Here is a 22,937-nt window from a genome sequence, read left to right as displayed (position 1 = left end):
ATGCAGACATAATCTTTTTGCTTGGCGGATTTTATTTATATATTTTCTTGTAGTCGATTCGCCAACCGAAAAACGCGCACGCTGACTGCCTATTTATGATACTTTCGCATAATATCAATATCGTTTTACGGCCAAACGAATCGTATTTGGTCTGCGCTTATAGTAAATATGCTTTTCACACGCACTGACGAGTCAAGAATGGTATAATAAATGTAAAGTAAGGGGGTATTATGAAAGAAATCCTGTGGCGCCTGCTGGCGCTTTGTTTAGGAATATTGATGCTGGCCGGTTGCGGTCAAGAGTCCGCGTCCCCTTCCGCAGCACCAATCCCCGTTAAAGTGGGGATGTTGCGGCTGGCCAGTTCCGCGCCGCTTTTCATCGGCATCGAAAAAGGATATTTTGCGGAGGAGGGCATTGCGCCGGAACCGGTCTGGTTTGACGCGGCGCAACCGATCGCTGTCGCGACGGCATCGAACGCCATTGACGTGGGCGCTACCGGTTTGACGGCGGGTCTTTACAATTTGGCGGCGGCCGGACAGGTTCCCTACCTTGTCGCCGATAAAGGCCGTGAAGTTCCCGAACACTCCGGCAGCTTTCTTGTCGTGACGCCGCAAGCGTATGCGGCGGGTGTGCATGAGGTGAAAGATCTGGCGGGAAAAACGCTGGGAAATACGCAGGCGGGTTCCACTTACCAGTACATGGCAGGCCATTTGCTGGAGCAGGCAGGCTTGGATCGCACCGCGGTAAATTATGCGAACCTCGGCAAAGTCAGCGCCGTCTTAGCAGCGCTGACATCCGGGCAAATTGACGGCGCGATTGTCAATGAACCCTTTGCCTCCCAGCTGTTGGAAACCGGTCAGGTAAAATTGCTGACGCCGGTGGGAGAACGCTTGACCTATCAGACCTCAGCCGTTTTTTACGCGCCGCGTTTTGCCCAAAATAATGACGCCGGGAAGCGTTTTATGCGAGCGTATATCCGCGCCTGCAGAGACTACTATGATGCGGTGTTCGCCGACGCACCGGCGATAACGCCGGCCAAACGTCTGGAAACGGACGCGCGTTTTCGCGAAGTGGTCGAAATCATCAGCCGGTATACGCAAACGCCGGCCGCCGATGTCAGTCGCAGTCTTCCCTACATAGATCGCGACGGTAAACTTGCGACCGATGATATCGCCAAGCAAATTGCCTGGTATCGGGCCAACGGTTTTATGGAACATGACCTCGCGGCCGAAGCCTGTATTCGAACACAAAGCTGGCAGGCCGCATATGACAGTTTAAAGTAATTTCGGAGGTGGAGGATGAAAAACGGATCGCTGTATTTCAAAACCAAAGACGGCACGTCACTCTACGTGGAGATTTCCGGCCAAGGCCGACCGCTGATGTTGTGTCACGGCTGGCTCTGTTCCGGTCGCTGCTGGCAAAAAAATCGTGACGAACTCAATCGCCACTTTCAGGTCATCACCTGGGACCTGCGGGGTCACGGTCGCTCCCAGAAAACATTGGCGGGGCACACGATCCGTCAATATGCGGCTGACATTCACGAAATTATCTTAAATTTCGGTTTGCAGGACGTGATTTTAGGCGGCTGGTCGCTCGGCGGACCGACCGTGCTTTCCTACTGGGACCAATTCGGTACGGAAGGCCGCGTCACGGGCGTGCTGCTGATCGATATGACGCCGTTCCCCTACAGTCCCGAGCGTTGGAATAGTCATGCGCTGAAAGGTTTCAACGCGGATCAATGGAATGCGCAGGTCAACCAATACCTTAACGATCGCGACGGTTTTACCGAAGCGTTTTTCAAAAAATGCTGGCACGGAGAGCCGCCCGCCGATGCGGGGTTTGCTCTCGAGGACATGCGCGCCGCCGCTCCATGGAGCGCGGTCGCGATTTACAACGATTATCTGACGAATGACTTTTCCGCGGTCTTACCGACCGTCAGCGTGCCGACACTTGTCATGAGTTCGGACAATCACGTCTTCCCCGCCGGCGTCACGCAGGGTCAGCATATCACGACCTTGTTGCCGCGCGGCGATTATAAAGAATTTACCGATGCCGGTCATTTCTTTTTCTTTGAACAGCCGGAAAAATTCAATCAGGCTGTCATTTCCTTTGGGAAGTAATAGAAGTAATATTGGTAATAAAAAAGAAGTGTATATTTTTAAGGAGGTCTTTCATGAAAATTCAAGTCGATCCGAAGTACCGTTCGTTTTACTACCAGGACGTCGAAACCTATCCGGAGCTGAATCTGGATCCGAAAACGACGGCCTTGCTGCTCGTCGATCTGCAAAACGAATTCGCCCATGACGAAATGGGCGAAGCGCTGGAATTGAAAAAAGAAGGCACATGGGATCGCTGGAAGTATTTCCGTGATCGTTTGAAAACGACGACGATCCCCAACGCGCGACGCCTGCTCGATTATTTCCGCGACCATGAGTTGCGTGTTACATTCGGGCGAATCGCCTGTTTGCTGCCTGACGGAGAAGATCGAGAAACCGTCCAGAAGTCGGACGGCTGGAACGGCATCTTCATTCACGCGGATTCGACGGAAGCCGCGATGGTGGAAGAACTCACCCCGCAAGACAATGAGCTCGTTTTCAACAAAACGACCGACAGCGTGACAACCGGTACGAATATTTGCCGTGTTTTACGCAACATGGGCATTAAAACGGTGGTCGTCGGCGGCATCGTCACCGATCAGTGCGTCGCCGGAACGGTACGCGGCTTAGCGGACGACAGCTTCCAAGTCATTTGCGTAGAAGATGCGTGCGCGGCCGCGACGCAGGAACTCCACGACGCGGAGCTGAAAATCATGAACCTGATTTATTGCCAGGTACTTTCCACCGATCAAACGATCGCTCTGCTTGACGAAGCGCGGGAAAAACATACAAAATAACGCAATAAAAAAAGCACACCGAAAGGTGTGCTTTTTATTTGTCATTACGCCAATATGCGCATGATGAACATGGCAATTACAGCATTCAAGATACTGGTCAGCATCAGCAGCGGCCAGTATTTCTTTTTGACATCGGCGACCGCGAGCAGTCGACCCATGTACTGCAGCTGCGATCCCATCAGAACCATCGCCGGCAATAAAATCGTCAAATGCGTGCCGTTCAAAAGTCCCTGCCCCGCGAGCGATACCGCCATGCCGACGCCGGCGGAAAGAGAAAGCCACGCTGTCAAAAGCGCCATGACCGCCTGTCCCGGCAGGCCGAAGATCCCCATGACCGGTCCGAAAATCACGCTCATGAAATTGAGCACGCCCAGAAGATCCAAAATGTGCGCGATCGCAAATGCCATCAAGACGTTCGGGATCATGTTGTTGACCGCGATATTCCAACCTTTGCGAGCCCCAATGACGAATACGTCAAAAGGATTTTTGCTTTGCGTATCCTTGTTATTCATCGGCAAAATCCTTTCCGTAAACCGTATTTAACATAAAGCGGACAAATGCGCCGCCGACAAATTTCATGACGAAAATAATTCCCAGCGGCAAAATAACCGGTACGGTCAATACCGCAAATACCGCCGATCCGGTCGCGAAGTAATTACTGATCATGCCCGCGCCGCTGTACTGCCATGAGGTCATAATCGTGTGTTCCTTCTCACTGATCAAGCCTTCATCAAACAATTCTTTCGTCTGCGCCGCGCCGGCATCCGTACTCTGCAAGTCCGTAATCAGCGCCAGCCCCGTCAATCCCGGTAAGCCTAAAATCGGTTTCAACAGCGGCGTCATCAATTTATGCGCCGCGCGAATCGCGCCGTATTGCGCAAGCACTTCGATCACGCCCAATGCAAGCATCACGGACGGCGCCAGCGAGAGCGCGAATAAAAAGCCTTGCCGTGCGGAGAACCCGCCCATACCGAGCCAAGTCGCTTTTTCCGGTACTTTCATCGTACCGTACTTACCGATCAAGGTCGTATAGTCAAACGCGCTCAACCACTTCATACCGTCGACTTTCATCAAAATGCCGGAGAAAAAAATAATGGCCGCAATCAACGCGATGTAAGCGCCGATGCCGACTTTACCGCCGAGCAGACGCTCCGCTTCCTGCCGTCGATCCGACTTTGTTGTCGATTCGGCAGGTTGGCCTTGCGGCGCAACAGTTTTCTGCTTTTCTTCTGCCATCTGCATCCCCTTCCTTCCTGTTAAAAAAACCGCGCGATGCCAAGGCTCGCGTCGGGCGGAATACAATATTCCTAAAAAAAATATTACGTCCATTATAACATTTATCATTTGCTTTACCAACATATTTTAGTCAAAAATTAGAATTTGTCCGTTTAGCGTAAGCGACTGTGTTATACTGGTGGTACTAAAGGAGGGAATAGTATGGCAAGAGAACAAGATTTCAGAGAATATTTACATACCATCCCGGAGTTCGGGTTGGAGGAGCATAAAACGTCCGAATTCGTGGCCAAAACGCTGCGGGAAGCAGGCTTTGACGTCACGGAAGGACTGGGCGGGCACACCGGTGTCGTCGGCATCTTCGACAGCGGCAAACCCGGTCCGACGATGGCCGTACGCGCCGACATGGATGCGCTCGGACATATCATCGACGGTAAGCATGTCGCGATCCACAGCTGCGGTCATGACGGCCACACGGCAATGGCGCTGGCGGCCGGAGAAGAAATTATTAAAGAAGGCATCGTCAAACGCGGTAAGCTGAAAGTGATTTTCCAGCCGGCGGAAGAAATCGGCCAGGGCGCGTACACGATCGTCGACAGCGGCGTGTTGGATGATGTCGATTATCTGATCGGGCAACATGTCCGTCCGATCCAGGAAGCGAAATTGGGACAGGCGATCGCCGCCCTCTACTACTCGGCAAGCCACACCGTGGAATTCGAAATCAAAGGACAACGCGCGCACGGCGCGCGCCCGCATTTGGGTCACAACGCTCTGCACGCGGCGGCACTGGCGATACTCGCCGCCACGGGAATCCAACCGAATCCGGAGCGTTCGTTCAGCGTCAAAGCCACCCGCTGCCTCTGTGATTCCGGCGCGACAAACGCGATCCCTGACAAAGTATTGCTCGCTTTTGATATGCGTGCCGGTGATAACGATACCATGGCGGAGCTCAATGAAAAAATCAAAATCGCCGTGGAAAACGCAGTCGCCGCTTTTTCCTGCACCTGCACCTGCAAAACATTGATCGATTTACCGGCCGCCGAGTATAACGACGACATGTGCGAACTGTTGGAAGATAGCATTGCCGAAGTGCTCGGCCGCGAAAACACGCTGCCGGCGCAGACCACACCGGGCGGCGAAGATTTCTGCTACTATGTCATCGCCAAACCGAATCTGCACGTCGGCTTTTACGGTCTGGGCGCCGACCTCAAGCCCGGGTTACATCAGCCGGATATGCATTTCAACACCGAGGCCCTTACGTACGGCAAAAAAATTCTGAAAACGGCCGTATCCAAAGTGCTCGGCGAAAATTCAAAATATAACGGCGAACACAACCGCTAACACCGCAACAAAAAAGACGAGCTGAGCTCGTCTTTTTTTATTTCTTCACTTCTCGTTGCGCAATCGAATGCAACAGATCCTCCACCGCGCCGATCTCCTGATCCGCACCCTGATACCAGGTCAGCGGCGTCACCGTAATCCAGCCGCGATGCAAAAAGTAGACATCGTCTTCATGATCCGAATCCGGCAACGCGCGACCTTTGACACGGTAGTAAATCTGACCGTCTTCATCCACCGCTGCCGTGATCGCGTTTTCATAAATCTGCAGGCCCTGACGACAGACTTTGACATGCTGCCAGTTGATTTCGGGAATATTGGGAATATTTAAATTCAGCAATCCCGGATATTTCCCTTCCACGAAAACTTTTTGGATAAAGTCACGAACAAAAGGCACCGCCCGTTCCAAAAATTCTTCATCAAATGTCTGCCCCGAAACCGCAAGCGACGGGATTTTTTCGTAATGCCCTTCAATCGCGACCGCCACCGTTCCGGAGTAAGTCACGTCGCTGCCGACGTTATAACCGTTATTGATCCCGGATACCACCAAATCCGGCGGCGTGTCCTGCAACCAATACGAGATGCCGAATTTCGCGCAATCGGCCGGTCGCCCGGTAAAAGAAAACGCCTTGAAACGCGGTTCGCCCGTATGCTCTTCCTTGAGATACAAACGCTCCCGCAAAGTCAGCGCCGACGAACTCGAACTGCACTCCTGATGCGGCGCGATCAGCGTAATTTCACCGAGATCCACTAAGCCGCGCGCCAGCATGCGCAAGCCACGCGCTTCAATCCCATCGTCATTTGACATGAAAATATGCATTAATTCGGTCCTTTACTGTCCAAATGTAACGGCACTTCATCAAACGAAATTTGCCGCGTATGTTGGGTATGGCTCCACTCTTTTTTATGTCGGTTCAGGAATCCCAGGAAGGTAATCGGCACCCAAGAATAAATGAAGATCGGATACATGGGAATGTACAGCCAAACTTTTTTGGGAACGTTGATCCGCCACAATACGATAATCGGCAAAATAAATTGCAAGGTACCGATGGTCGTCCAAAATTCCACCGGCATAACGCGGTCATTATACAACACATTTGTAAAGAACGGGACAGAAGCGTTTACATAAGTCATCAATAAATAAAAGGTCGAAAGCAGCATAAAATGCGGCTGCGACAATTGTAAAATACCGTCAAGCATGCGAATATTACCGGTCGAAAAACCGCGTTTGAACAATTTGGGAATGTACCTTCCGGCGCAGTCAAAGTGTCCCTGCGCCCAGCGTTTGCGCTGGTTCCATGACTGCATGAAGCGGAGCGGTTTTTCATCGTAAACAATAGCGTCGTCGGCCCATGTCGTACGAATATTGCCCTCGTACAGAATTTTCATGGAAAACTCCATATCTTCCGTCAAACAGTTGCAACCCCAGCCGTAAGTGCGCAGAACCCGACTTGAAATGCACATGCCCGTGCCGCCGAGCGCGGTAGAAAGGCCGATATTATACTTGCCCAGATGCCACAGATGATTGACGATCCAAAACGCCATTGCGAACGTCGCGGATACCCATGTATCCGACGGGTTTTTCGCGCTCAGGTAACCTTGAATAACCTGTTCGCCTTTTTCCAAACGGCTGTTCATTTCCGTCAGAAAATCCAGATGAACAAGGTTATCCGCATCGAATACGCAAAAGGCGTCGTATTCAATACCTGTTTCATAAACCTTATGAAACAGCCAGTCCATCGCATAGCCTTTGCCGACCTCTTCCTTATTAAATCGTTCATAGACGATGGCGCCGTGATCTCGAGCGAGTTGCGCGGTACCGTCAGTGCAGTTGTCGGCGACGACATAGACATCGTAAAGTTCACGCGGATATTTCAGCATGAAAAGATTATCAATCAACGCACCCAATACCTGCTCTTCATTGTGGGCGGCAACGATAATGGCGAAACGATTTTTCGGCGTCAGGATCTTGACCTCTTTTTTGCGGAACATGCCAGAAATAGCCAAGACCGTGTAGTACACCGTGAACAGCGCCACGATGATCTGGATGGGTACCATGATGATATCCATGTAATAGGTCATACTACGCTCTCCTTCCGCCGGATCGATCCAATCGATTCCAAATTGTATTTAAAATGCCGAATAAGAAGTACATAAAAAAGAATACAAACGCCCAGCGTGACGGTTCGTCGAACAGCAAGAGCAAGCCGATGACGACCACGGCCGCCAGCGCTTTTTTCTGCACCGGATCGGCGGCTTTACCTTTAAAATCCGGGTAATGCATTTCGCTGACCATCACCCATGCCAATACCAATGTCAGCACCCAGGTAAGATACACCGGTAACGGCGCATCCGACAACACATAGGTCGCCGCCAAACATCCCGTCGTCGGGATCGGCATCCCCATGAAAAAGCCGTGCACCACATCCGTATTAATATTGAAGCGAGCTAAGCGCATCGCGCCGCAGACCGCTAAAAGCATAGCGGCCATCGCGCCCAAACCGAGCGGCATGAGCGCCATTTGCCAAGTATAGAGCAAAACCGCCGGCGCTACACCGAACGATACCACATCGCATAATGAGTCCAACTCTTTACCGAAATCTCCGGCCACGCCGAACGCGCGAGCCACCCGTCCGTCTAAACCGTCCGCCACCGCCGCGAGCAAAATCGCCCAGGCGGCCGCGTCGAAATTTCCCTGCACGGTAAACATCAAGGACAGTGTTCCCATGGCAATATTTAAAGCCGTAAAAAGATTCGGTATCCATTCTTTACGCATCTACTATTCTCCCGATAACAGTTTCGCCGCCGCGCACACGATCCCCTTTTTTTACGCAAACAGCCACATTTTTCGGCATAAACACTTCCGTGCACGAACCGAACTTGATCATTCCGTATAACTCGCCTTTACCCAACCGATCGCCCAGTTTTTTCCAGGACACGATGCGGCGCGCCAAAAGGCCCGCAATCTGCGTAACGACAATCGAAATTCGTTCGTTTTCAAGACCGATCGTGTGGCGTTCGTTTTCATAACCTACACTTTTTTGAAACGCGGGGCGAAAACCGCCGCAGGTGTATTGACGAAACGTAATATCACCCGCCATCGGACTGCGATTGACATGCACATCAAATACGGATAAAAAAATCGTAACTTTATAACAGGGCGCACCCAAAAACAACTCTTCCTCTACTTCTTCGACCCGCATCACGGTGCCGTCGGCCGGTGACACAAGCACGTCGGGGTCACGCGGCACATTCCGCCGGGGCGAACGAAAGAAGAAGGTGAAAAAAAGCGCAAATAGAAAAGGCAACAAGGCCCAGTGCCATGATATCAGCAACCCTGTCAGGAGCGCGACGAAAAGAGCTCCCCCTATAAAGGGATAGCCTTCTTTCACGATCGTGATCTGTGACAATATTATTTCCTCCTTCGGTTGGCGGAACATTTCACCTGCCACATAAATTGCGGCAACGCTCCCATCCGCCGTAACCGGGACGGTTGAAGAGCCAAACGATACAACCATTCCAAGCGATTTTTTTGCCAGAAAAGCGGCGCCCGTTTTAATCGACCGGAAAGCACGTCAAAAGAACCGCCCACACCGAGCGATACAATGCCCGGCAATTGCGGCCGCATCCGCGTCAGCCAATACTCCTGCTTCGGAACGCCGAGGCCCGCGAATAAAAGCTGCGCGCCGCTTTCCCGAATGCCGGCGGCAATCGCGTCATTTTCCGACGCGGCAAAATAGCCGTCCCGCACGCCGACAATCGGCAGCGTGCCGAAACGGCTTTCCAGCCGCTGCGCCGCTTCTTCGGCGACGCCGGGCGCGCCGCCGAAGAAATACATCTTGGTTCCCGTTTGCGCCGCACGTTCCACGAGCGCGGTCATAAAATCAATACCCGCTACGCGTGCCGGAAAATGCTTATGAAGCTGTTCACCGGCCCAAACAATTCCCGCCCCGTCCGCGAGCACCATATCCGCCGCGGCCAATACCTGACCGAACGCGGGATCTTTATACGCGCGCATGACCATTTCCGCATTCGCGGTGGCGATAAATTTCGTTTCCTTTTGCGCGAGCCAAGTGTCCACCTGCGCGACAGCGGTTTCGAGTGTGAGGGCGTCAATGGCAACGCCCAGAATCGAATGCCGTTCCCACTGCATGGAAGGCACCTTAATTCATACTGTAGTTCGGCGCTTCTTTGGTGATATTTATATCATGCGGATGACTTTCAATCAGTCCCGCATTGGTAATGCGCACAAACTTAGTTTCCGAACGCATGGCTTCCAGATCTTTCGCGCCGCAGTAACCCATGCTGGCGCGCAGACCGCCGACCATCTGGTAAATCGAATCCGCCACCGTGCCTTTGTACGGTACGCGGCCTTCGATACCTTCCGGCACCAATTTGTCCATGTTTTCCTGGAAGTAGCGATCTTTGCTGCCCGCTTTCATCGCGCCGAGCGAGCCCATGCCGCGGTACACTTTGTACGAACGGCCCTGGTAAATTACCGTTTCGCCCGGGCTTTCCTGCGTGCCCGCCAAAAGGTTGCCGAGCATGACGACGCTGGCGCCGGCCGCTAAGGCTTTAGCCATGTCGCCCGAGTATTTGATGCCGCCGTCGGCGATGACCGGCACATGGTAACGCGCCGCCACCCGACTGCAGTCATAAACCGCTGTAATCTGCGGTACGCCGATACCGGCGATGACACGGGTCGTGCAAATCGAACCCGGTCCGATACCGACTTTAACCGCATCCGCGCCGGCTTCGATCAATGCTTCGGTCGCCTCGCCGGTCGCTACGTTGCCCGCGATCAGATTGGTGTGCGGGAATGCTTCGCGCAAGTTTTTGACCGCGCGAATAACGCCCGCGGAGTGACCGTGCGCCGTATCGACAATGAGCACATCCACATTGGCGCCTACCAATGCTTCCGCGCGTTCCAGCATGTCACTGCCAACGCCGATGGCCGCCGCCGCCAACAAACGACCGTTGCCGTCTTTCGCGGAGTTCGGATATTTTTTTGTTTTTTCGATATCTTTAATCGTGATCAGACCGCGCAAATTGCCCGCGCCATCTACCAGCGGCAATTTTTCAATGCGGTGCTCCCACAACAGACGTTTCGCATCTTCCAATGACGTTCCTTCCGGCGCGGTAACGAGACCTTCTTTCGTCATCACTTCGCCGATTTTTTTCGACATGTCGGTTTCAAAACGCATGTCGCGGTTCGTGATAATACCGACGAGCTTGCCGTCCACGGTAACCGGTACGCCCGAAATACGGTAGCGCGCCATCAGGTCTTCCGCGTCCTGCAGCAGGTTGTCCGGTCCGAGGTAAATCGGATCGACAATGATGCCGTGTTCGGAACGTTTGACTTTGTCCACTTCCCGCGCCTGTTCATCAATCGTCATGTTTTTATGAATGACGCCGATGCCGCCTTCACGCGCCATCGCAATCGCCATGCCCGATTCGGTGACGGTATCCATGCCCGCACTCATAATCGGAATATTCAAATGAATTTCTTTGGTCAGCCAGGTGTCCACTTTGACATCGCGCGGCAGTACATCCGATGCCCCCGGTATCAGCAGCACGTCGTCAAATGTCAGACCTTCTTTTTGAAATTTTTCGTCCATCATCGCACGCTCCCTCTCCTTCAGTCGCGGTCGGCGCGTAAAACGCCGCCCTCAGCGAGATCTTCTTTCGTCAGTGTATGGAAAACAATTCTAACATTTTGGGCCGGACAGCCCAATTCGGCGACCGCCGCATCCGTTACTTTTTTCACAAAGGCGCGTTTTTGCTCCACTTTGCGCCCGGCGAGCAAATGCACATGAATGACAGGCATAAGATTCCTCCGTATCGTTAATTTGTTTTCTTCTATATTTTATCTATTATAGCATACCGAGAGCACTTTACTCACGTTTTCTGCCCATACCGCGCGGACAAATTTTGCAAAATTTGTCCGGTAGCGACTCCGGCTATCTAAAAAAGTCGCCGTTGGCGACTTTTTCAGTTTTATTTTTGAGCGATGTCTTGTCCCAACTTGCGACAAGAGGCCAGTGCCTCATCATCCGGCGTACCTTGGCAGGACAACGGCGGAGCGACAACCTCTGCGCCGGCATCGCTGAGTTCCTGCACCCACTTGGTCAACCATTCCCCGTGCGACCAGCCGCACGAACCGAAAACAGCGACCCGTTTACCGGCGAGTTGCGGATAGAGTTCCTGCATGAACGGTACGACTTCCCCGTCCTCCAATTCCTCGATACCCATGGCGGGGCACCCCAAAATCAGCTGATCCGCTTGCAATGCTTCGGCAGGCGTGGTGTCCGCATATGCGGTCAGGGTAATGTCGGCGCCGGCATCCCGTGCGCCGAGCGCGATCTCTTCCGCCATCTGTTCCGTATTACCGGTGTTCGTCCAATAAATGACAGCGACTTTCATACGTTCCCTCCTCAGATAGAAAAACGCCACGTAAACGTGGCGTTCGGTTTAGGCGTTCGCTAACGCTGCGCCGAGTTGGCGGCAAGCTTCAAGCGCGTCATCATCGGGGTACGCGTACGCTTTGACCGGATCCGCGACAATGTCCGCGCCGGTTTCGGCAACACGACCGGCCCAGTCGTCCATCCACTGGCCGTCGTTCCATGCATACGAACCGAAAAGCACTACTTTTTTGCCGGCGAGATGTCCGGCAAGTTCTTCATAAAACGGTTCAAAATCGTATTCTTCGAGCTGTTCCGAACCCATGGCCGGGCAGCCGAGCGCAATATAATCAAATGCGGCAATATCGTCCGCGGTAACGTCGGTCACGAAAGAAAGTTGCGTTTCCGCGCCCGCCGCTTTGGCGCCTTCGTCGATCGCATTCGCCATCGCTTCGGTGTTGCCGGATCCTGTCCAATACACAATTGCTATATTAGCCATAATATGCCTCCTCTAAGATGCCAGATATATGTTTCTTTACTACGCCTATCATAACGATAGTACATGCCCTTGTCAATCCGAATCAATGCCACGCGCCAAGCGCCTGCGTCAGCCGGGTGAGCCATTCTCTTTGACGATCATCGGCGCTGACTAACACCGCGTATACTTGGCCGTTTTTCTTCAAAAGTTCGGCATGGGTGATCTCGCGGTAAAGAATGCCCTTTTCCATTTGACTGGTCGTCCATGTCGCCGTGTAGATTCGATTGCCTTTGGTCGGCATGAATTCGACGGTTTCAACGCGGTTCGGAATCGCGGGAATGACTTCGCGGTTCCAGTACGCTGCCGCTTCATCGAGCGTCATTTTTGACGTCATGGCGTGCCGTTGCAAGCGATCATTTTTCGCGTCGCGATGATACACGCCACGGTTGCGCGCCTCCGCCAACAGATCCTTTTGCTCCGGAACTTGGTAATATGCACCACGCTCCTTCTGTACGGGGCGATACACCGAACGCGTCCGATCATACCGCGGCGTCACCGCTCGTTCCTGCGGAATCACCGCGAGCGCCGCATACGCGAAAGCGACCTGATTCTGTCGTACCAGCAGGTAGTAATGACCGTTTTTAAATCCTTGGTCTTGGTAAAAAGCGGAGATTTTCGGCGCGCCATTTGTCCCGCGCACCGATACTTCTCCCGCCACCTGCGTCGTGTCTGCGGGAAGGGTCCATTTCCCCAGCGACGGCACAACCGCATCCGCGGCCAGAGCCGTATACCCCGAAACGAGCACGGCAAGCGCGGCGGCGATCCATAATTGTTTCATGACGTCTCCCTTCTTACTTGGCCTGCTTTTCTTTTTCTTTTTGTTTTTGCAATTTCGCCCAAGTATCGCGCAAACCGACAATGCGATTCACGACGAGATGCTCTTCGGTCGTATCCGGATCAATGACAAAGTATCCCTGGCGCATGAATTGGAAACGCGTTCCCACGGGATAATCCAAAATCGCGGGCTCCGCGACCGCTTGTTTGACGACCAACGAGTCCGGATTGGCTTTCTCGACGAAATCGCGTCCGTCATCGGTATCATCTTCCGGGAAGAGATAATCATACAAACGGGCTTCGACAGGTACCGCCGTATGCCTTTCTACCCAATGCACGACGCCTTTCACCTTGCGGTTGCTGCCGGGCGAGCCGCTCTTGGAGTCCGGATCATAAGTACATTTCAATTCAATGATTTCGCCGTTTTCATCTTTGACGACTTCTTCACAGCGAATAATGTAAGCGTTGCGCAAACGCACTTCGCGGCCCGGCGCAAGACGGAAGAATTTTTTCACCGGTTCTTCCATAAAATCGGCCCGTTCGATATACAATTCTCGTGAAAACGGAACCATGCGTTCGCCCATGTCCGGCGCGTCCTGGTTATTGGCGATCGGCAGTTCTTCGGTTTGCCCTTCCGGATAATTGACGAGCGTAATTTTCAACGGATCGAGCACCGTCATCAGGCGCGGCGCTTTATTTTTCAAATCTTCGCGAATGCAAAATTCAAGCAGACTGATATCCACCAAGCTGTCGTTTTTCGCGACCCCGATGCGATCGCAGAAATCCCGCAGCGCTTCCGGCGTGTAACCGCGGCGGCGAATTCCCGAAATCGTCGGCATGCGCGGATCGTCCCAGCCGCTGACGATGTGTTCTTCCACCAGCCGACGCAATTTGCGTTTGCTGGTAATCATCGTGGTGACATTCAGGCGGGCGAATTCAATCTGCCGCGGATGCTCCGGATCCGGCCAACTTTCCAACACCCAGTTATAGAGCGGACGATGCGCTTCAAATTCCAGCGTGCAGACCGAATGCGTGATCCGTTCGATCGCGTCCGATACCGGATGCGCGAAGTCGTACATCGGATAGATGCACCAGGTATCGCCGGTGCGATGGTGCGGCACGTGTAAAATTCGGTACAATACGGGATCCCGCATCACGAGGTTGGGCGAAGCCATATCGATTTTGGCGCGCAATACTTTTTCGCCGTCGGCGTAACGGCCCGCTTTCATTTCTTCAAATAAACGCAGACTTTCTTCGATCGGGCGGTTACGGTACGGACTTTCCTTGCCGGGCGTGTTGAAATCGCCGCGATACTCGCGGATTTCATCGCCCGAAAGATCGTCCACGTACGCTTTGCCTTCGCGGATCAGCTGTACAGCGTATTCGTACATTTGCGGGAAATAATCCGAGGCGAAATGCACTTCACCGTCCCAATGGAAACCGAGCCAACGCACGTCCTCTTCAATTGATTCGACGTATTCCACATCTTCTTTGGTCGGATTCGTATCATCAAAGCGCAAATTGGTTTTACCCTGATACTTTTCTCCCAAGCCGAAATTCAAGCAAATGCTTTTCGCGTGACCGATATGCAAATATCCGTTCGGTTCCGGCGGAAAACGCGTATGCACACGATTGTCGGTATACACATTGTTCGCGATATCCGCATTGATTTCCGTTTCGATAAAATTGCTGCTGGCCACTTCCGGCGTCTTCGTCTCCGTCATAATCTCCTCCTGCCGACAAACGCTCCGTTTGCCGTTGTTACGTTCTTATATGTATCTTTTATTTTACCACACTCTTTGCCGATCTGCGCCGTGGTATAATCAGCGTACAGAAAGGATGATACTATGTTACGAATCGTCAGCTTTTCCTACCTTGGTTTGCCCGAATGGGGCATCGTGACCGATGACGGCGCCCACATCCTGCGCGCCGCCGAGTTGGAAGAAGCATTATTCATACCGCTCCCCGCAACCGTCGCCGAATTGGTGGCGAACGGTCCCGAAGGTCTCGTGATTTTACAAAGCGCGCTCACGCAAAAGGAAGAAAATGAAGCGCTCGCGCTAACGCCGCTCGCCTTTGACGAGGTGACGTGGGACGTGCCGCTCCTGCCGATCCGCAATCTGTTTTGCGTCGGCCAGAATTACGCCGCGCATGTCAGCGAATTTTCCGGACAGGACACGCCGCTTCCGTCAGCGCCCGTGTATTTTACCAAAGCGACGACGACCGTGTTGCCGCATTTAGCGCCTCTGCCGCGCCATGCCGACGTAACAAAGGCGCTGGATTACGAGGGCGAACTGGCCGTCATCATCGGTCAGACGACGCAACAGGTCGACAGCGCGCAGGCGTTGGATCACGTGTTCGGTTACACGATCGCCTGCGATATTACCGCGCGCGATCTGCAAAGCGAACGCGGCCAATGGTTCTTGGGCAAAAGTCTTGACGGCAGTTGTCCGATCGGCCCCGCGATTTTGGTCGGCACGCCGGACGAGCCGTTCCACCTGACCACGAAAGTCAACGGGGAATTGCGTCAGGCGGCGACAACCGATGAAATGCTCTTTTCCGTCGCGCAGCTGATTGCCGATCTTTCGCAAGGCGTCACCCTGCTCCCGGGCGATATCATTTTAACGGGCACGCCCGCCGGCGTCGGCAAAGGCTTTACGCCGCCGCGCTATTTGCAATCGGGCGACACCGTCGAAATCACCATCGACGGGATCGGCACGCTGCAAAATACGGTACAATAATTTCCCACAAAAAAAGCGGCTTGCGCCGCTTTTTTATTGCATTTATTTGGCCAACTCCGCCGCTCGTTCGATCGGATATCGAAACGCGGGCGGGATCAAATCTTCATCCAGGTATTGCGCCAGCAAGCGACCGACCAACACCCCTTTATTGCTGTAAAACCACGCGAAATAGTAAAACCGTCGCCCCTCTTCATCGCGTCCCCCGATGCTTTTCAGTTTGCGCGACTGGAACATGCGTTTCGGGTCCGGTTTCCATTTGCTCACGGCGCGCTTAACCATGTCCTTGTACACGAAATCGTCGCCTTCCGCCAATTCGTGCACGACTTGGTACAACACCTCCCATTTGTTTTTCCTCGAGATATGCTCGACGATATCCAACTCCAGACAAATTTCATCCGTAAAGAAAATATTTTCACCGCGCGGCGTCTTCAAACTGACGTCCCTGTCATAGAGCGACACCGTGCCGAGATGAAAGCGTTCGAAAAGCTGCGCGATCTTGACAATCGAGCTTTCGCCGCGCGCGTTGACCAGACAGACACCGAGAAAATCAAAATGGTAACCGAGCGTTTTGGCGAAACCGGCGAACGCGCCGTATTCCGTCTCGCCTTCCACAATCAACACCGACCGGGCGAACAACGCCTCTTTCACTTCGGGAAAGTGCATGATCAGGTGTTTTTCCACGTCCGGCGCAAAGCTGAATTCCGCGCCGCTCGCCGCGCGGACTTCCCCCGTCTCATCACGGTACAAACGTAAAATATAGCGGTAATCGTCAATCAGGCAATCCGTCGAGTTGGTAACGATGAACAGCTGTCCTTCCAAACCGTCAATGCCGAGAAAACGCTGAAAGAGTTCACACATCAGCGGACTTTCATTCGCCAAAATGCCGCGGTAAAACTCAATTAACGTGCGCTGGCGATACGGATGCTGGTGAATTTCCGGCTCGTCGATGCCGATAATGAGCGGCAGATACTTGCGGCCTTTGTCATCGACAATTAAATAATCCTGAAACGGTTCCCGCGGGTCATCATTGAGCATCATCAATTCACGCAACATCTGAAAGCCCGTCAGCATCAGCATGCGGAACGTATCGTCCGCATCGCGTTCCGAACCGTCGGACTCCGTCAGATAATCCACCCAGGTATCCAGCGAATCGGACAGTCGATCCACCGCCGCGACATCCGCGCCGGAATGTTTCGCCATATCGTGCAGAATCGAACGCAGACGCTCGCCCTCTTCGGCGATGAATTGGCCTAAAATATCACGCAGATCGGCGCGCGCCTCTTCACTGAGTTCGTTGCGCTGCATGCCCGTCGGCAAGTGCGTCAGATAGCGCACGGATTGCTTCCAGTCTTCGGGAAGCACCTCATGATGTTCGAGATTGCTCATGGTGAACGCTTCCGCCCCGGGTTCCTGCGACACCTCCAGCCGCAACAGTCCGTCCGCGTCGTCAAGCGGTTTCCCATTGATTATCAACTGGCGCCGACGTTCCATCTGCAAGGCGATAAACACGCGGATCGGTTTATCCTTCTCGCGAAAATCCTCCGCGGCGAAACTTTTTTTCTCGTGCAAGGTTTCGAGTATTTTCAGAAAATTGGTTTTGCCGATATTATGCGAGCCGACCAAATAATTTTGCGTGCTGTCAAAAACCATCCGCACGTGGCGAAAAGTACGGTAATTTTCAATTTCCATACTGACAATATGCAAACCCGTCACCTCCCCAACTGTCAATTGTATTATAGCGTATTCCCTATCCGCATGCATAAATGGCCAAAAAGAAATACCACTTCCATTTTGAAAATTTGTTATAATTAAAACTACAAATTTACATGTACATCATGCTTTTCATAGGAAAGGATTGAATGATTATGACAACAACCACTACTCGCGTCGGCATCGTCGGCTACGGCAACATCGCTCGCGGCGCGGAAATCGCGTTGCAGGCGGCTGACGACATGGAGCTCGTCGCCATTTTTTCCCGCCGTTCGGGCATCGCTTCGGCAAGCGGCACGCCGGTCTTCACCATGGATCAGATTCCTTCGTTTCAAGACAAAATCGATGTGATGATCCTTTGCGGCGGCTCCGCCAATGATCTCATGGAACAGGGGCTGGAAATCGGCCGCTACTTCCACGTCATCGACAGCTTTGACACGCACGCCAAAATTGAAGAACACTTCACCGGCATGGATCGCGTCGCCAAAGCGGCGGGCAAAGTAGCGCTCATCTCGATGGGTTGGGATCCGGGTCTCTTCTCGCTGATGCGTCTTTTGGGCGAAGCCGCTTTACCGCATGGTAAAAACTACACCTTCTGGGGCCGCGGCATCAGTCAGGGACACTCCAACGCGATCCGCCGCATTGCGGGCGTCGCCGATGCCAAACAATACACCGTTCCCAAGGAAGAATACCTCGAACGCGCGCGCAACGGTGAAATGAGCGACTTCACGGCGCAAGAATCGCATTTGCGCGAATGCTACGTCGTTTTGGAAGACGGCGCGGACCAAGCGCGAGTCGAAAACGAAATCCGCCACCTCAAAAATTATTTTGAAGGCTATGAAACGGAAATTCATTTCATCTCGCAGGAAGAACTCGACCGCGACCACGCCGCTATGCCGCACGGCGGCTTTGTTCTGCGCGTCGGCGAAACACAGCCGCAGGAAGCGCAAGTCATAGAATACAACCTGCGTCTGGCGAGCAATCCGAACTTCACCTCCAGCGTCATCGTCGCGTACACGCGCGCGCTGATGCGCATGGTCGCGGAAGGCAAAACCGGTTGCATCACCATCTTCGATGTGCCGCCGGCCTACCTGCTCGCGAAAACTCCGGAAGAAATTCGCCACCTGCTGTAATACGTAAATAAAAAAAGAGAACCGCTCGGTTCTCTTTTTTATTGCGTTTATTTTTTCGCGTCGTTCCGCTCGCCTTCTTGCGCTTGGCGCGCGGCTTCCCGCTGATCATTTTTGCGTTTCCACCACCACAATCCGCCGTAGACGATCGTGATGCCGGCGATCATCACCATGAGGCGCGTCTGATTTTCCGAGGCGAGAACGACGTCGTGTCCGACGACGACTTCAATCGCGACGGAAGGCAATTTGCCCAAAGCCGTGCCGATCAGGTAATCGCGATAGCTGATGCGGGAAAGCGCGCCGAGCGCCGTCACCAGTCCGTTCGGTGAGTACGGCACGGCGCGAGCGATCAACATCGCCCACATGGTCGAGTACGAGTCCAGCTTGGTGAGCATTTTATTATGCTCGATGACGCGTTTCGCCATGTCGCGGAAGATCGTGCGCATCAGCCAAAACGAAATCAGCACGCCCACCGTTTCACCAGCCCAGGAAATCAGAATACCGAGCCAAATGCCGAACACGAGTCCGTTGGCGGCCGACAGGAAAATGGAAGGCAAAAAGCCGACGATATTGATGATGACGTCGATAAAGAAGCTGACGGCCATCGCCCATACGCCGAAGCCGCGCAAGTATTCGACGGTGCCGTGAAAATCGCCGACCATGGAAAGGTGCCAGATCGTGCCGTAAAATGTCGGATCCAGAAGATGGATCCCACCCAGGATCGCGAGCAGAAATACGACCAGTCCCCATTTGAGACGACGCTCTTCCGCTTCGCTCCACTGCGTATGTTGCCTGTTAATTTTCATTATGCTCCGTCATTGCGGCAATAGTCTTGCGCACAACGTCCTGCAAGTCTTCTTTCTCGACGCTCTCATGAAAGCGCGGTTGTTTTTCGCGCAAATGGAAAAACTGAATCGGCAGCGGCAAGCTGGAAATATTGGCGATTTGCCACATGCGATCAAAGTCATCGGTCGCGTCTTGCGTGTCGAGTTTCAACGCCTGCGCGACGGTGTCCGGGAATTTATACGGATTCGCCGTGGAAATAATGACCAACAGGCGTCCGTCCCGTTCCTCTTGCAACTGATCGCTCACGCCGACCGCCACCGCCGTATGCGGGTCCATTACATAGCCGTGCTCTTTGTGCATGCGGCCCATGAGGCGAACCGTTTCTTCGTCATCCACCCAACCGCACAGGAAATCATCGGCCCGCGCCATAGCGGATTCCGGCAAGGTAAAGCAGCCGTTTACGCGAAGTTCTTCGAGGTAGTTCGCGGTCGCCTGCGCATCACCGTCCAGCAAGTAGTAAATAAAGCGTTCCAAGTTGGACGAAATCAAAATGTCCATGGAGGGCGAATGCGTCGCGTGAAATTCGCGGCGGCGATCGTAAGTGCCCGTACGGAAAAAGTCCGTCAAGACGTGATTTTCATTCGAGGCGCAAATCAGTTTCGCGATCGGCACGCCCAGTTGTTTCGCGAGGTAACCCGCCAAAATATTGCCGAAGTTGCCGGTCGGCACACAGACATCAAATGCTTCGCCTTTTTTGATCTCGCCCGCTTTGACGAGTTCCGCGTAGGTGCGGATATAGTACACGATCTGCGGCAACAAACGTCCGATATTGATCGAATTGGCGCTGGAAAACGCCACGCCGTGATCCTTGGCATAGGCGCGCAGGTCCGGATCTTCAAACGCCGCTTTGACGAATGTCTGCGCGTCGTCAAAGTTACCTTCGACGCCGTACACGTGCACATTTTCTCCCGCTTGGGTCTGCATCTGCCATTTTTGCACGGGGCTGACGCCGTGTTCGGGATAAAACACCACGATTTCCGTCCCCGGCACATCTTGGAACCCTGCCAGCGCGGCTTTGCCCGTGTCGCCGCTGGTCGCGGTCAGGATCAACGTCGTTTCCGTGCGCCCGAGTTTTTTCTTGGCGGCCTGCAATAAATGAGGAAATAAGGATAACGCCATGTCTTTAAATGCCAACGTCCGACCATGAAACAGTTCCGTGAAGTAACGTCTTTCACCGACTTTGCGCACGCGAATAATCCCCGGCATATTGAATGTCCCGTTGTATGCCTTGCGGCATAAAGTCAACAGTTCTTCTTTTTCCCAGTCGGTAAAAAACAGTGTCAACACTTCGGCGGCGAGTTCCGCGTATGTCAGATTCGCCGTTGCTTCCCAGTCCTCACGCGGCGCCGGCAAATGTTCCGGAACGTACAGTCCCCCATCCGGTGCCAGACCCGAAACAAGAGCTTCCGCAGCGGTAACGGACGGAGCGCGCCCGCGCGTACTGACAAACTTCATGGTATTCATCTCCTTTGGCTTGCGCCTTACCCTAACATTCCCAAGCAGCATAAATCGGCTCTACAGCCGTGATAAATGTGCATAATTTAGTACCTATTATACCATATGCGCAGATGCGTCAAGCGCGGCGTCCCTGACAAAGTTCCCGCGTTTCGGTACAATGTAATAAACGGAGGAGGTAACTATGTCCATGATCGGTACCAAAGGAAGCTTTACCCGCGTGATTGCCGCCACCGATACGGCCGCGGCCGTCGGCAGCGGCACTATCGACGTGTGCGCGACGCCCGTCATCGCCGCCGCGATGGAGGCGGCCGCCGTCGCCGCGCTCGCGCCGCACCTGAACGATGACGAAACTACGGTCGGCACGCGCATTTCTTTAACGCACACCGCTCCCAGCTTGGTCGGGATGACGCTGACCGCCTGCGCGGAAATCACGGCGCACACCGGACGACAATACGAATTTACCGTGACGGTGCGTGATGAAATCGGCGTAGTCGCTGAGGGCACGCACACGCGCGTCCTGGTGAATACGTCGCGTTTTTTAGCCAACGCCGATGCCCGAACGCGCAAGTAAGCAATAAAAAAGATCCTCAGCTGAGGATCTTTTTTAACGTCCGCGTTTCAATGTGAAATAGGCCACTTCGCGATCGCAAAATACGCGCAGCGGCATCCAGCTGCCCGCGCCGCGACTGACGTAACCGACATTGGCGCCGCGCGTAAACAGGCCGCGATTGTACGGATACATCAGCGGAAACGTCTGCCCGGCGGGACCGAACTGCATGCCGTGCGTGTGTCCGGCCAACGTCAGCTCAACGTGACGCGTGAAACCTTCTTCCAAAAATTGCGGGTGGTGTGCCAGCAACATCACGAACGCACGTTCCGGAATGCCCGCCATGGCTTGATCCGTATACTCTTTGGCTTGCGCTTTCAAGTTCTCGCCGCGTTCGAACGGATAATCCACACCGGCCACGTAGATAGTCGCGCCATCGCGGGAAAGCGTGGCGTGCTCATTTTTCAAAACGCGAATATCGGATTGCGCAAGGTAGTCCGCGATCAGCGGCTGGTTGCGGAAGTATTCGTGATTGCCCCACACATAATCGATACCGAGTCGAAAGTTCGGCGCTTTTTCTTTCAACAGTTGCTGCAACGCCGGAAGCTCCCGCACGTCATCAATCAGGTCACCGCCCAAAACGACGTAATCCACTTCATCGCGTTCCGCCTGTTCCAAAATCTCCGCCAGATCGCTGACATGGTAGTACGGACCGATGTGCAGGTCGGTAATGAGCGCGATTTTGGTACCGTCAAATTGATACGGTAAACTCGTGTAGCGTAATTCTTTCGTTTCATAGTCCAAATGTTCGCTACCGTAGAGACCCGCACCGATCATGACGACAGCGCCGACCAAAATGCACGCGGTAAGGCTCGACCAAAGCCCCGTTTTGCCGCCGAACAAAGAAAGCACGCGCACGATGACCAGCGGCACTGCCACGGCAAGCTGCCACATCAGCCAGGAAACACTGAGCAATGCCAAAAAGCGACCGAACGCGCCGGCGAAAGTCGTCAAATACAAATCCGCGTAAAAAAAGTAGTAGACGGCGGCGAGCCACGAAACACTTAAAAAGCCGCCGAAAAGGCTGTACCAGTTCAGCCCCCACAGGCCCGTAAGACACGCGGAGTTTACAAAAGCCGTCACAAAGGAAACTGTCAATAAAACAAGTAAAATAAAGTTCACTCGAGCCATTTTTTGATTACCGATCCTGATCTAAAATATAAGCCGCCAGTTTGGCATGCGGACCCGCCATTGGCAGCGTTACAAATTCGTCCGGCCGCACCCAGCGAAAGTCGCCCGCTAATGTTGACGGCGGCGCCGCGCGGTAC

General features: G+C 53.5%; 24 protein-coding genes. 7 read left to right on the top strand and 17 right to left on the bottom strand.

Features of this window, described 5'->3' with window-relative positions; translation table 11 throughout:
- Positions 1 to 230: 230 nt before the first annotated feature.
- The 3 genes from RDN69_RS02200 to RDN69_RS02190 are packed head-to-tail and all read left to right on the top strand — an operon-like array spanning position 231 to position 2,893.
- Positions 231 to 1,283, top strand: a complete 1,053-nt coding sequence (locus RDN69_RS02200) for an ABC transporter substrate-binding protein (RefSeq protein WP_273259564.1) — start codon at positions 231 to 233, stop codon at positions 1,281 to 1,283.
- 15 nt (positions 1,284 to 1,298) lie between these two features.
- Positions 1,299 to 2,120, top strand: a complete 822-nt coding sequence (locus RDN69_RS02195) for an alpha/beta fold hydrolase (protein ID WP_024047978.1) — start codon at positions 1,299 to 1,301, stop codon at positions 2,118 to 2,120.
- Between the two features lie 53 nt (positions 2,121 to 2,173).
- On the top strand, positions 2,174 to 2,893 hold the full coding sequence (locus RDN69_RS02190; RefSeq protein WP_024047977.1) for a cysteine hydrolase family protein: 720 nt from the start codon (positions 2,174 to 2,176) through the stop codon (positions 2,891 to 2,893).
- 44 nt (positions 2,894 to 2,937) lie between these two features.
- Here the strand turns inward: RDN69_RS02190 and RDN69_RS02185 are convergent, their stop codons facing one another.
- Both RDN69_RS02185 and RDN69_RS02180 read right to left on the bottom strand, forming a co-directional pair.
- The gene (locus tag RDN69_RS02185) at positions 2,938 to 3,405 is read right to left on the bottom strand and encodes a YjiG family protein (RefSeq protein ID WP_024047976.1); all 468 of its coding nucleotides are present in this window, start codon (positions 3,403 to 3,405) and stop codon (positions 2,938 to 2,940) included.
- Entirely contained in the window at positions 3,398 to 4,129 is a 732-nt protein-coding gene (locus tag RDN69_RS02180) for a nucleoside recognition domain-containing protein (protein WP_273259562.1), read from the bottom strand. The genes RDN69_RS02185 and RDN69_RS02180 overlap by 8 nt, the downstream gene beginning before the upstream one ends.
- 201 nt (positions 4,130 to 4,330) lie before the next feature.
- Here RDN69_RS02180 and RDN69_RS02175 point away from each other — a divergent pair, with 201 nt between their 5' ends.
- Positions 4,331 to 5,467, top strand: coding sequence for an amidohydrolase (locus tag RDN69_RS02175; protein ID WP_024047974.1), 1,137 nt, complete (start codon positions 4,331 to 4,333; stop codon positions 5,465 to 5,467).
- 37 nt (positions 5,468 to 5,504) lie between these two features.
- Here the strand turns inward: RDN69_RS02175 and surE are convergent, their stop codons facing one another.
- From surE to RDN69_RS02120, 11 genes are all read right to left on the bottom strand, one after another.
- Positions 5,505 to 6,284, bottom strand: coding sequence for a 5'/3'-nucleotidase SurE (surE, locus tag RDN69_RS02170; RefSeq protein WP_024047973.1), 780 nt, complete (start codon positions 6,282 to 6,284; stop codon positions 5,505 to 5,507).
- Positions 6,284 to 7,546 (bottom strand): glycosyltransferase family 2 protein, encoded by a 1,263-nt coding sequence (locus RDN69_RS02165; protein WP_288218202.1) that lies wholly within the window; start codon positions 7,544 to 7,546, stop codon positions 6,284 to 6,286. The genes surE and RDN69_RS02165 overlap by 1 nt, the downstream gene beginning before the upstream one ends.
- Before the next feature lies 1 nt (position 7,547).
- Entirely contained in the window at positions 7,548 to 8,240 is a 693-nt protein-coding gene (pssA, locus tag RDN69_RS02160) for a CDP-diacylglycerol--serine O-phosphatidyltransferase (protein WP_024047971.1), read from the bottom strand.
- Positions 8,233 to 8,904, bottom strand: coding sequence for a phosphatidylserine decarboxylase family protein (locus RDN69_RS02155; protein ID WP_288218201.1), 672 nt, complete (start codon positions 8,902 to 8,904; stop codon positions 8,233 to 8,235). Before RDN69_RS02155 ends, pssA begins: the two co-directional genes overlap by 8 nt.
- Entirely contained in the window at positions 8,877 to 9,617 is a 741-nt protein-coding gene (locus RDN69_RS02150) for a WecB/TagA/CpsF family glycosyltransferase (RefSeq protein WP_288218200.1), read from the bottom strand. The genes RDN69_RS02155 and RDN69_RS02150 overlap by 28 nt, the downstream gene beginning before the upstream one ends.
- 10 nt (positions 9,618 to 9,627) lie before the next feature.
- Positions 9,628 to 11,085, bottom strand: coding sequence for an IMP dehydrogenase (guaB, locus tag RDN69_RS02145; protein WP_273259561.1), 1,458 nt, complete (start codon positions 11,083 to 11,085; stop codon positions 9,628 to 9,630).
- Between the two features lie 17 nt (positions 11,086 to 11,102).
- A complete protein-coding gene (locus RDN69_RS02140; protein WP_034437288.1) occupies positions 11,103 to 11,291 on the bottom strand; it encodes a 2-hydroxymuconate tautomerase in 189 nt (62 codons plus the stop codon).
- 170 nt (positions 11,292 to 11,461) lie between these two features.
- Positions 11,462 to 11,887: a flavodoxin gene (locus RDN69_RS02135; protein WP_024047982.1), complete on the bottom strand. Its 426-nt coding sequence runs from the start codon at positions 11,885 to 11,887 to the stop codon at positions 11,462 to 11,464.
- Between the two features lie 48 nt (positions 11,888 to 11,935).
- Entirely contained in the window at positions 11,936 to 12,364 is a 429-nt protein-coding gene (locus RDN69_RS02130) for a flavodoxin (RefSeq protein ID WP_024047983.1), read from the bottom strand.
- Between the two features lie 82 nt (positions 12,365 to 12,446).
- Positions 12,447 to 13,181: a hypothetical protein gene (locus RDN69_RS02125; RefSeq protein ID WP_024047984.1), complete on the bottom strand. Its 735-nt coding sequence runs from the start codon at positions 13,179 to 13,181 to the stop codon at positions 12,447 to 12,449.
- A 13-nt stretch (positions 13,182 to 13,194) separates the two neighbouring features.
- Positions 13,195 to 14,901, bottom strand: coding sequence for a glutamine--tRNA ligase/YqeY domain fusion protein (locus tag RDN69_RS02120; protein ID WP_024047985.1), 1,707 nt, complete (start codon positions 14,899 to 14,901; stop codon positions 13,195 to 13,197).
- Positions 14,902 to 15,024: 123 nt separating this feature from the next.
- Between RDN69_RS02120 and RDN69_RS02115 the strand changes: the two genes are divergently transcribed.
- Positions 15,025 to 15,918, top strand: coding sequence for a fumarylacetoacetate hydrolase family protein (locus RDN69_RS02115; protein ID WP_288218199.1), 894 nt, complete (start codon positions 15,025 to 15,027; stop codon positions 15,916 to 15,918).
- Positions 15,919 to 15,960: 42 nt separating this feature from the next.
- On the opposite strand, the gene RDN69_RS02110 is transcribed toward RDN69_RS02115, so the two are convergent.
- Positions 15,961 to 17,622 (bottom strand): ATP-dependent endonuclease, encoded by a 1,662-nt coding sequence (locus RDN69_RS02110; protein ID WP_036466218.1) that lies wholly within the window; start codon positions 17,620 to 17,622, stop codon positions 15,961 to 15,963.
- A gap of 155 nt (positions 17,623 to 17,777) precedes the next feature.
- On the opposite strand from RDN69_RS02110, the gene RDN69_RS02105 reads away from it, so the two are divergent.
- A complete protein-coding gene (locus tag RDN69_RS02105; protein WP_273259557.1) occupies positions 17,778 to 18,761 on the top strand; it encodes a diaminopimelate dehydrogenase in 984 nt (327 codons plus the stop codon).
- A 47-nt stretch (positions 18,762 to 18,808) separates the two neighbouring features.
- On the opposite strand, the gene RDN69_RS02100 is transcribed toward RDN69_RS02105, so the two are convergent.
- On the bottom strand, positions 18,809 to 19,564 hold the full coding sequence (locus tag RDN69_RS02100; protein ID WP_024048032.1) for a TVP38/TMEM64 family protein: 756 nt from the start codon (positions 19,562 to 19,564) through the stop codon (positions 18,809 to 18,811).
- On the bottom strand, positions 19,554 to 21,059 hold the full coding sequence (gene thrC / locus RDN69_RS02095; protein WP_024048031.1) for a threonine synthase: 1,506 nt from the start codon (positions 21,057 to 21,059) through the stop codon (positions 19,554 to 19,556). Before thrC ends, RDN69_RS02100 begins: the two co-directional genes overlap by 11 nt.
- A gap of 184 nt (positions 21,060 to 21,243) precedes the next feature.
- Between thrC and RDN69_RS02090 the strand changes: the two genes are divergently transcribed.
- Positions 21,244 to 21,633, top strand: a complete 390-nt coding sequence (locus tag RDN69_RS02090; protein WP_024048030.1) for a thioesterase family protein — start codon at positions 21,244 to 21,246, stop codon at positions 21,631 to 21,633.
- 33 nt (positions 21,634 to 21,666) lie between these two features.
- Here RDN69_RS02090 and RDN69_RS02085 read toward each other — a convergent pair whose 3' ends face one another.
- Positions 21,667 to 22,800 (bottom strand): metallophosphoesterase, encoded by a 1,134-nt coding sequence (locus RDN69_RS02085; RefSeq protein ID WP_024048623.1) that lies wholly within the window; start codon positions 22,798 to 22,800, stop codon positions 21,667 to 21,669.
- Between the last annotated feature and the right edge of the window lie 137 nt (positions 22,801 to 22,937).

The organism is uncultured Negativicoccus sp., assembly GCF_902480485.1.
Lineage (GTDB): Bacteria > Bacillota > Negativicutes > Veillonellales > Negativicoccaceae > Negativicoccus > Negativicoccus succinicivorans.
Note: the sequence above shows the minus strand (reverse complement) of the source record. Positions and strands in the feature narration are given on the sequence as shown.

What these genes read in the sequence shown, in the direction of transcription:
- pssA (WP_024047971.1), bottom strand. Translation starts at nt 8,240, where the DNA reads ATGCGTAAAGAATGGATACCGAATCTTTTTACGGCTTTAAATATTGCC.
- RDN69_RS02150 (WP_288218200.1), bottom strand. Translation starts at nt 9,617, where the DNA reads ATGCAGTGGGAACGGCATTCGATTCTGGGCGTTGCCATTGACGCCCTC.
- RDN69_RS02155 (WP_288218201.1), bottom strand. Translation starts at nt 8,904, where the DNA reads ATGTTCCGCCAACCGAAGGAGGAAATAATATTGTCACAGATCACGATC.
- RDN69_RS02195 (WP_024047978.1), top strand. Translation starts at nt 1,299, where the DNA reads ATGAAAAACGGATCGCTGTATTTCAAAACCAAAGACGGCACGTCACTC.
- RDN69_RS02090 (WP_024048030.1), top strand. Translation starts at nt 21,244, where the DNA reads ATGTCCATGATCGGTACCAAAGGAAGCTTTACCCGCGTGATTGCCGCC.
- RDN69_RS02200 (WP_273259564.1), top strand. Translation starts at nt 231, where the DNA reads ATGAAAGAAATCCTGTGGCGCCTGCTGGCGCTTTGTTTAGGAATATTG.
- RDN69_RS02140 (WP_034437288.1), bottom strand. Translation starts at nt 11,291, where the DNA reads ATGCCTGTCATTCATGTGCATTTGCTCGCCGGGCGCAAAGTGGAGCAA.
- RDN69_RS02105 (WP_273259557.1), top strand. Translation starts at nt 17,778, where the DNA reads ATGATTATGACAACAACCACTACTCGCGTCGGCATCGTCGGCTACGGC.
- RDN69_RS02130 (WP_024047983.1), bottom strand. Translation starts at nt 12,364, where the DNA reads ATGGCTAATATAGCAATTGTGTATTGGACAGGATCCGGCAACACCGAA.
- RDN69_RS02190 (WP_024047977.1), top strand. Translation starts at nt 2,174, where the DNA reads ATGAAAATTCAAGTCGATCCGAAGTACCGTTCGTTTTACTACCAGGAC.
- RDN69_RS02135 (WP_024047982.1), bottom strand. Translation starts at nt 11,887, where the DNA reads ATGAAAGTCGCTGTCATTTATTGGACGAACACCGGTAATACGGAACAG.
- RDN69_RS02180 (WP_273259562.1), bottom strand. Translation starts at nt 4,129, where the DNA reads ATGGCAGAAGAAAAGCAGAAAACTGTTGCGCCGCAAGGCCAACCTGCC.
- thrC (WP_024048031.1), bottom strand. Translation starts at nt 21,059, where the DNA reads ATGAAGTTTGTCAGTACGCGCGGGCGCGCTCCGTCCGTTACCGCTGCG.
- RDN69_RS02120 (WP_024047985.1), bottom strand. Translation starts at nt 14,901, where the DNA reads ATGACGGAGACGAAGACGCCGGAAGTGGCCAGCAGCAATTTTATCGAA.
- RDN69_RS02175 (WP_024047974.1), top strand. Translation starts at nt 4,331, where the DNA reads ATGGCAAGAGAACAAGATTTCAGAGAATATTTACATACCATCCCGGAG.
- surE (WP_024047973.1), bottom strand. Translation starts at nt 6,284, where the DNA reads ATGCATATTTTCATGTCAAATGACGATGGGATTGAAGCGCGTGGCTTG.
- RDN69_RS02165 (WP_288218202.1), bottom strand. Translation starts at nt 7,546, where the DNA reads ATGACCTATTACATGGATATCATCATGGTACCCATCCAGATCATCGTG.
- RDN69_RS02185 (WP_024047976.1), bottom strand. Translation starts at nt 3,405, where the DNA reads ATGAATAACAAGGATACGCAAAGCAAAAATCCTTTTGACGTATTCGTC.
- RDN69_RS02125 (WP_024047984.1), bottom strand. Translation starts at nt 13,181, where the DNA reads ATGAAACAATTATGGATCGCCGCCGCGCTTGCCGTGCTCGTTTCGGGG.
- RDN69_RS02100 (WP_024048032.1), bottom strand. Translation starts at nt 19,564, where the DNA reads ATGAAAATTAACAGGCAACATACGCAGTGGAGCGAAGCGGAAGAGCGT.
- RDN69_RS02115 (WP_288218199.1), top strand. Translation starts at nt 15,025, where the DNA reads ATGTTACGAATCGTCAGCTTTTCCTACCTTGGTTTGCCCGAATGGGGC.
- RDN69_RS02085 (WP_024048623.1), bottom strand. Translation starts at nt 22,800, where the DNA reads ATGGCTCGAGTGAACTTTATTTTACTTGTTTTATTGACAGTTTCCTTT.
- guaB (WP_273259561.1), bottom strand. Translation starts at nt 11,085, where the DNA reads ATGATGGACGAAAAATTTCAAAAAGAAGGTCTGACATTTGACGACGTG.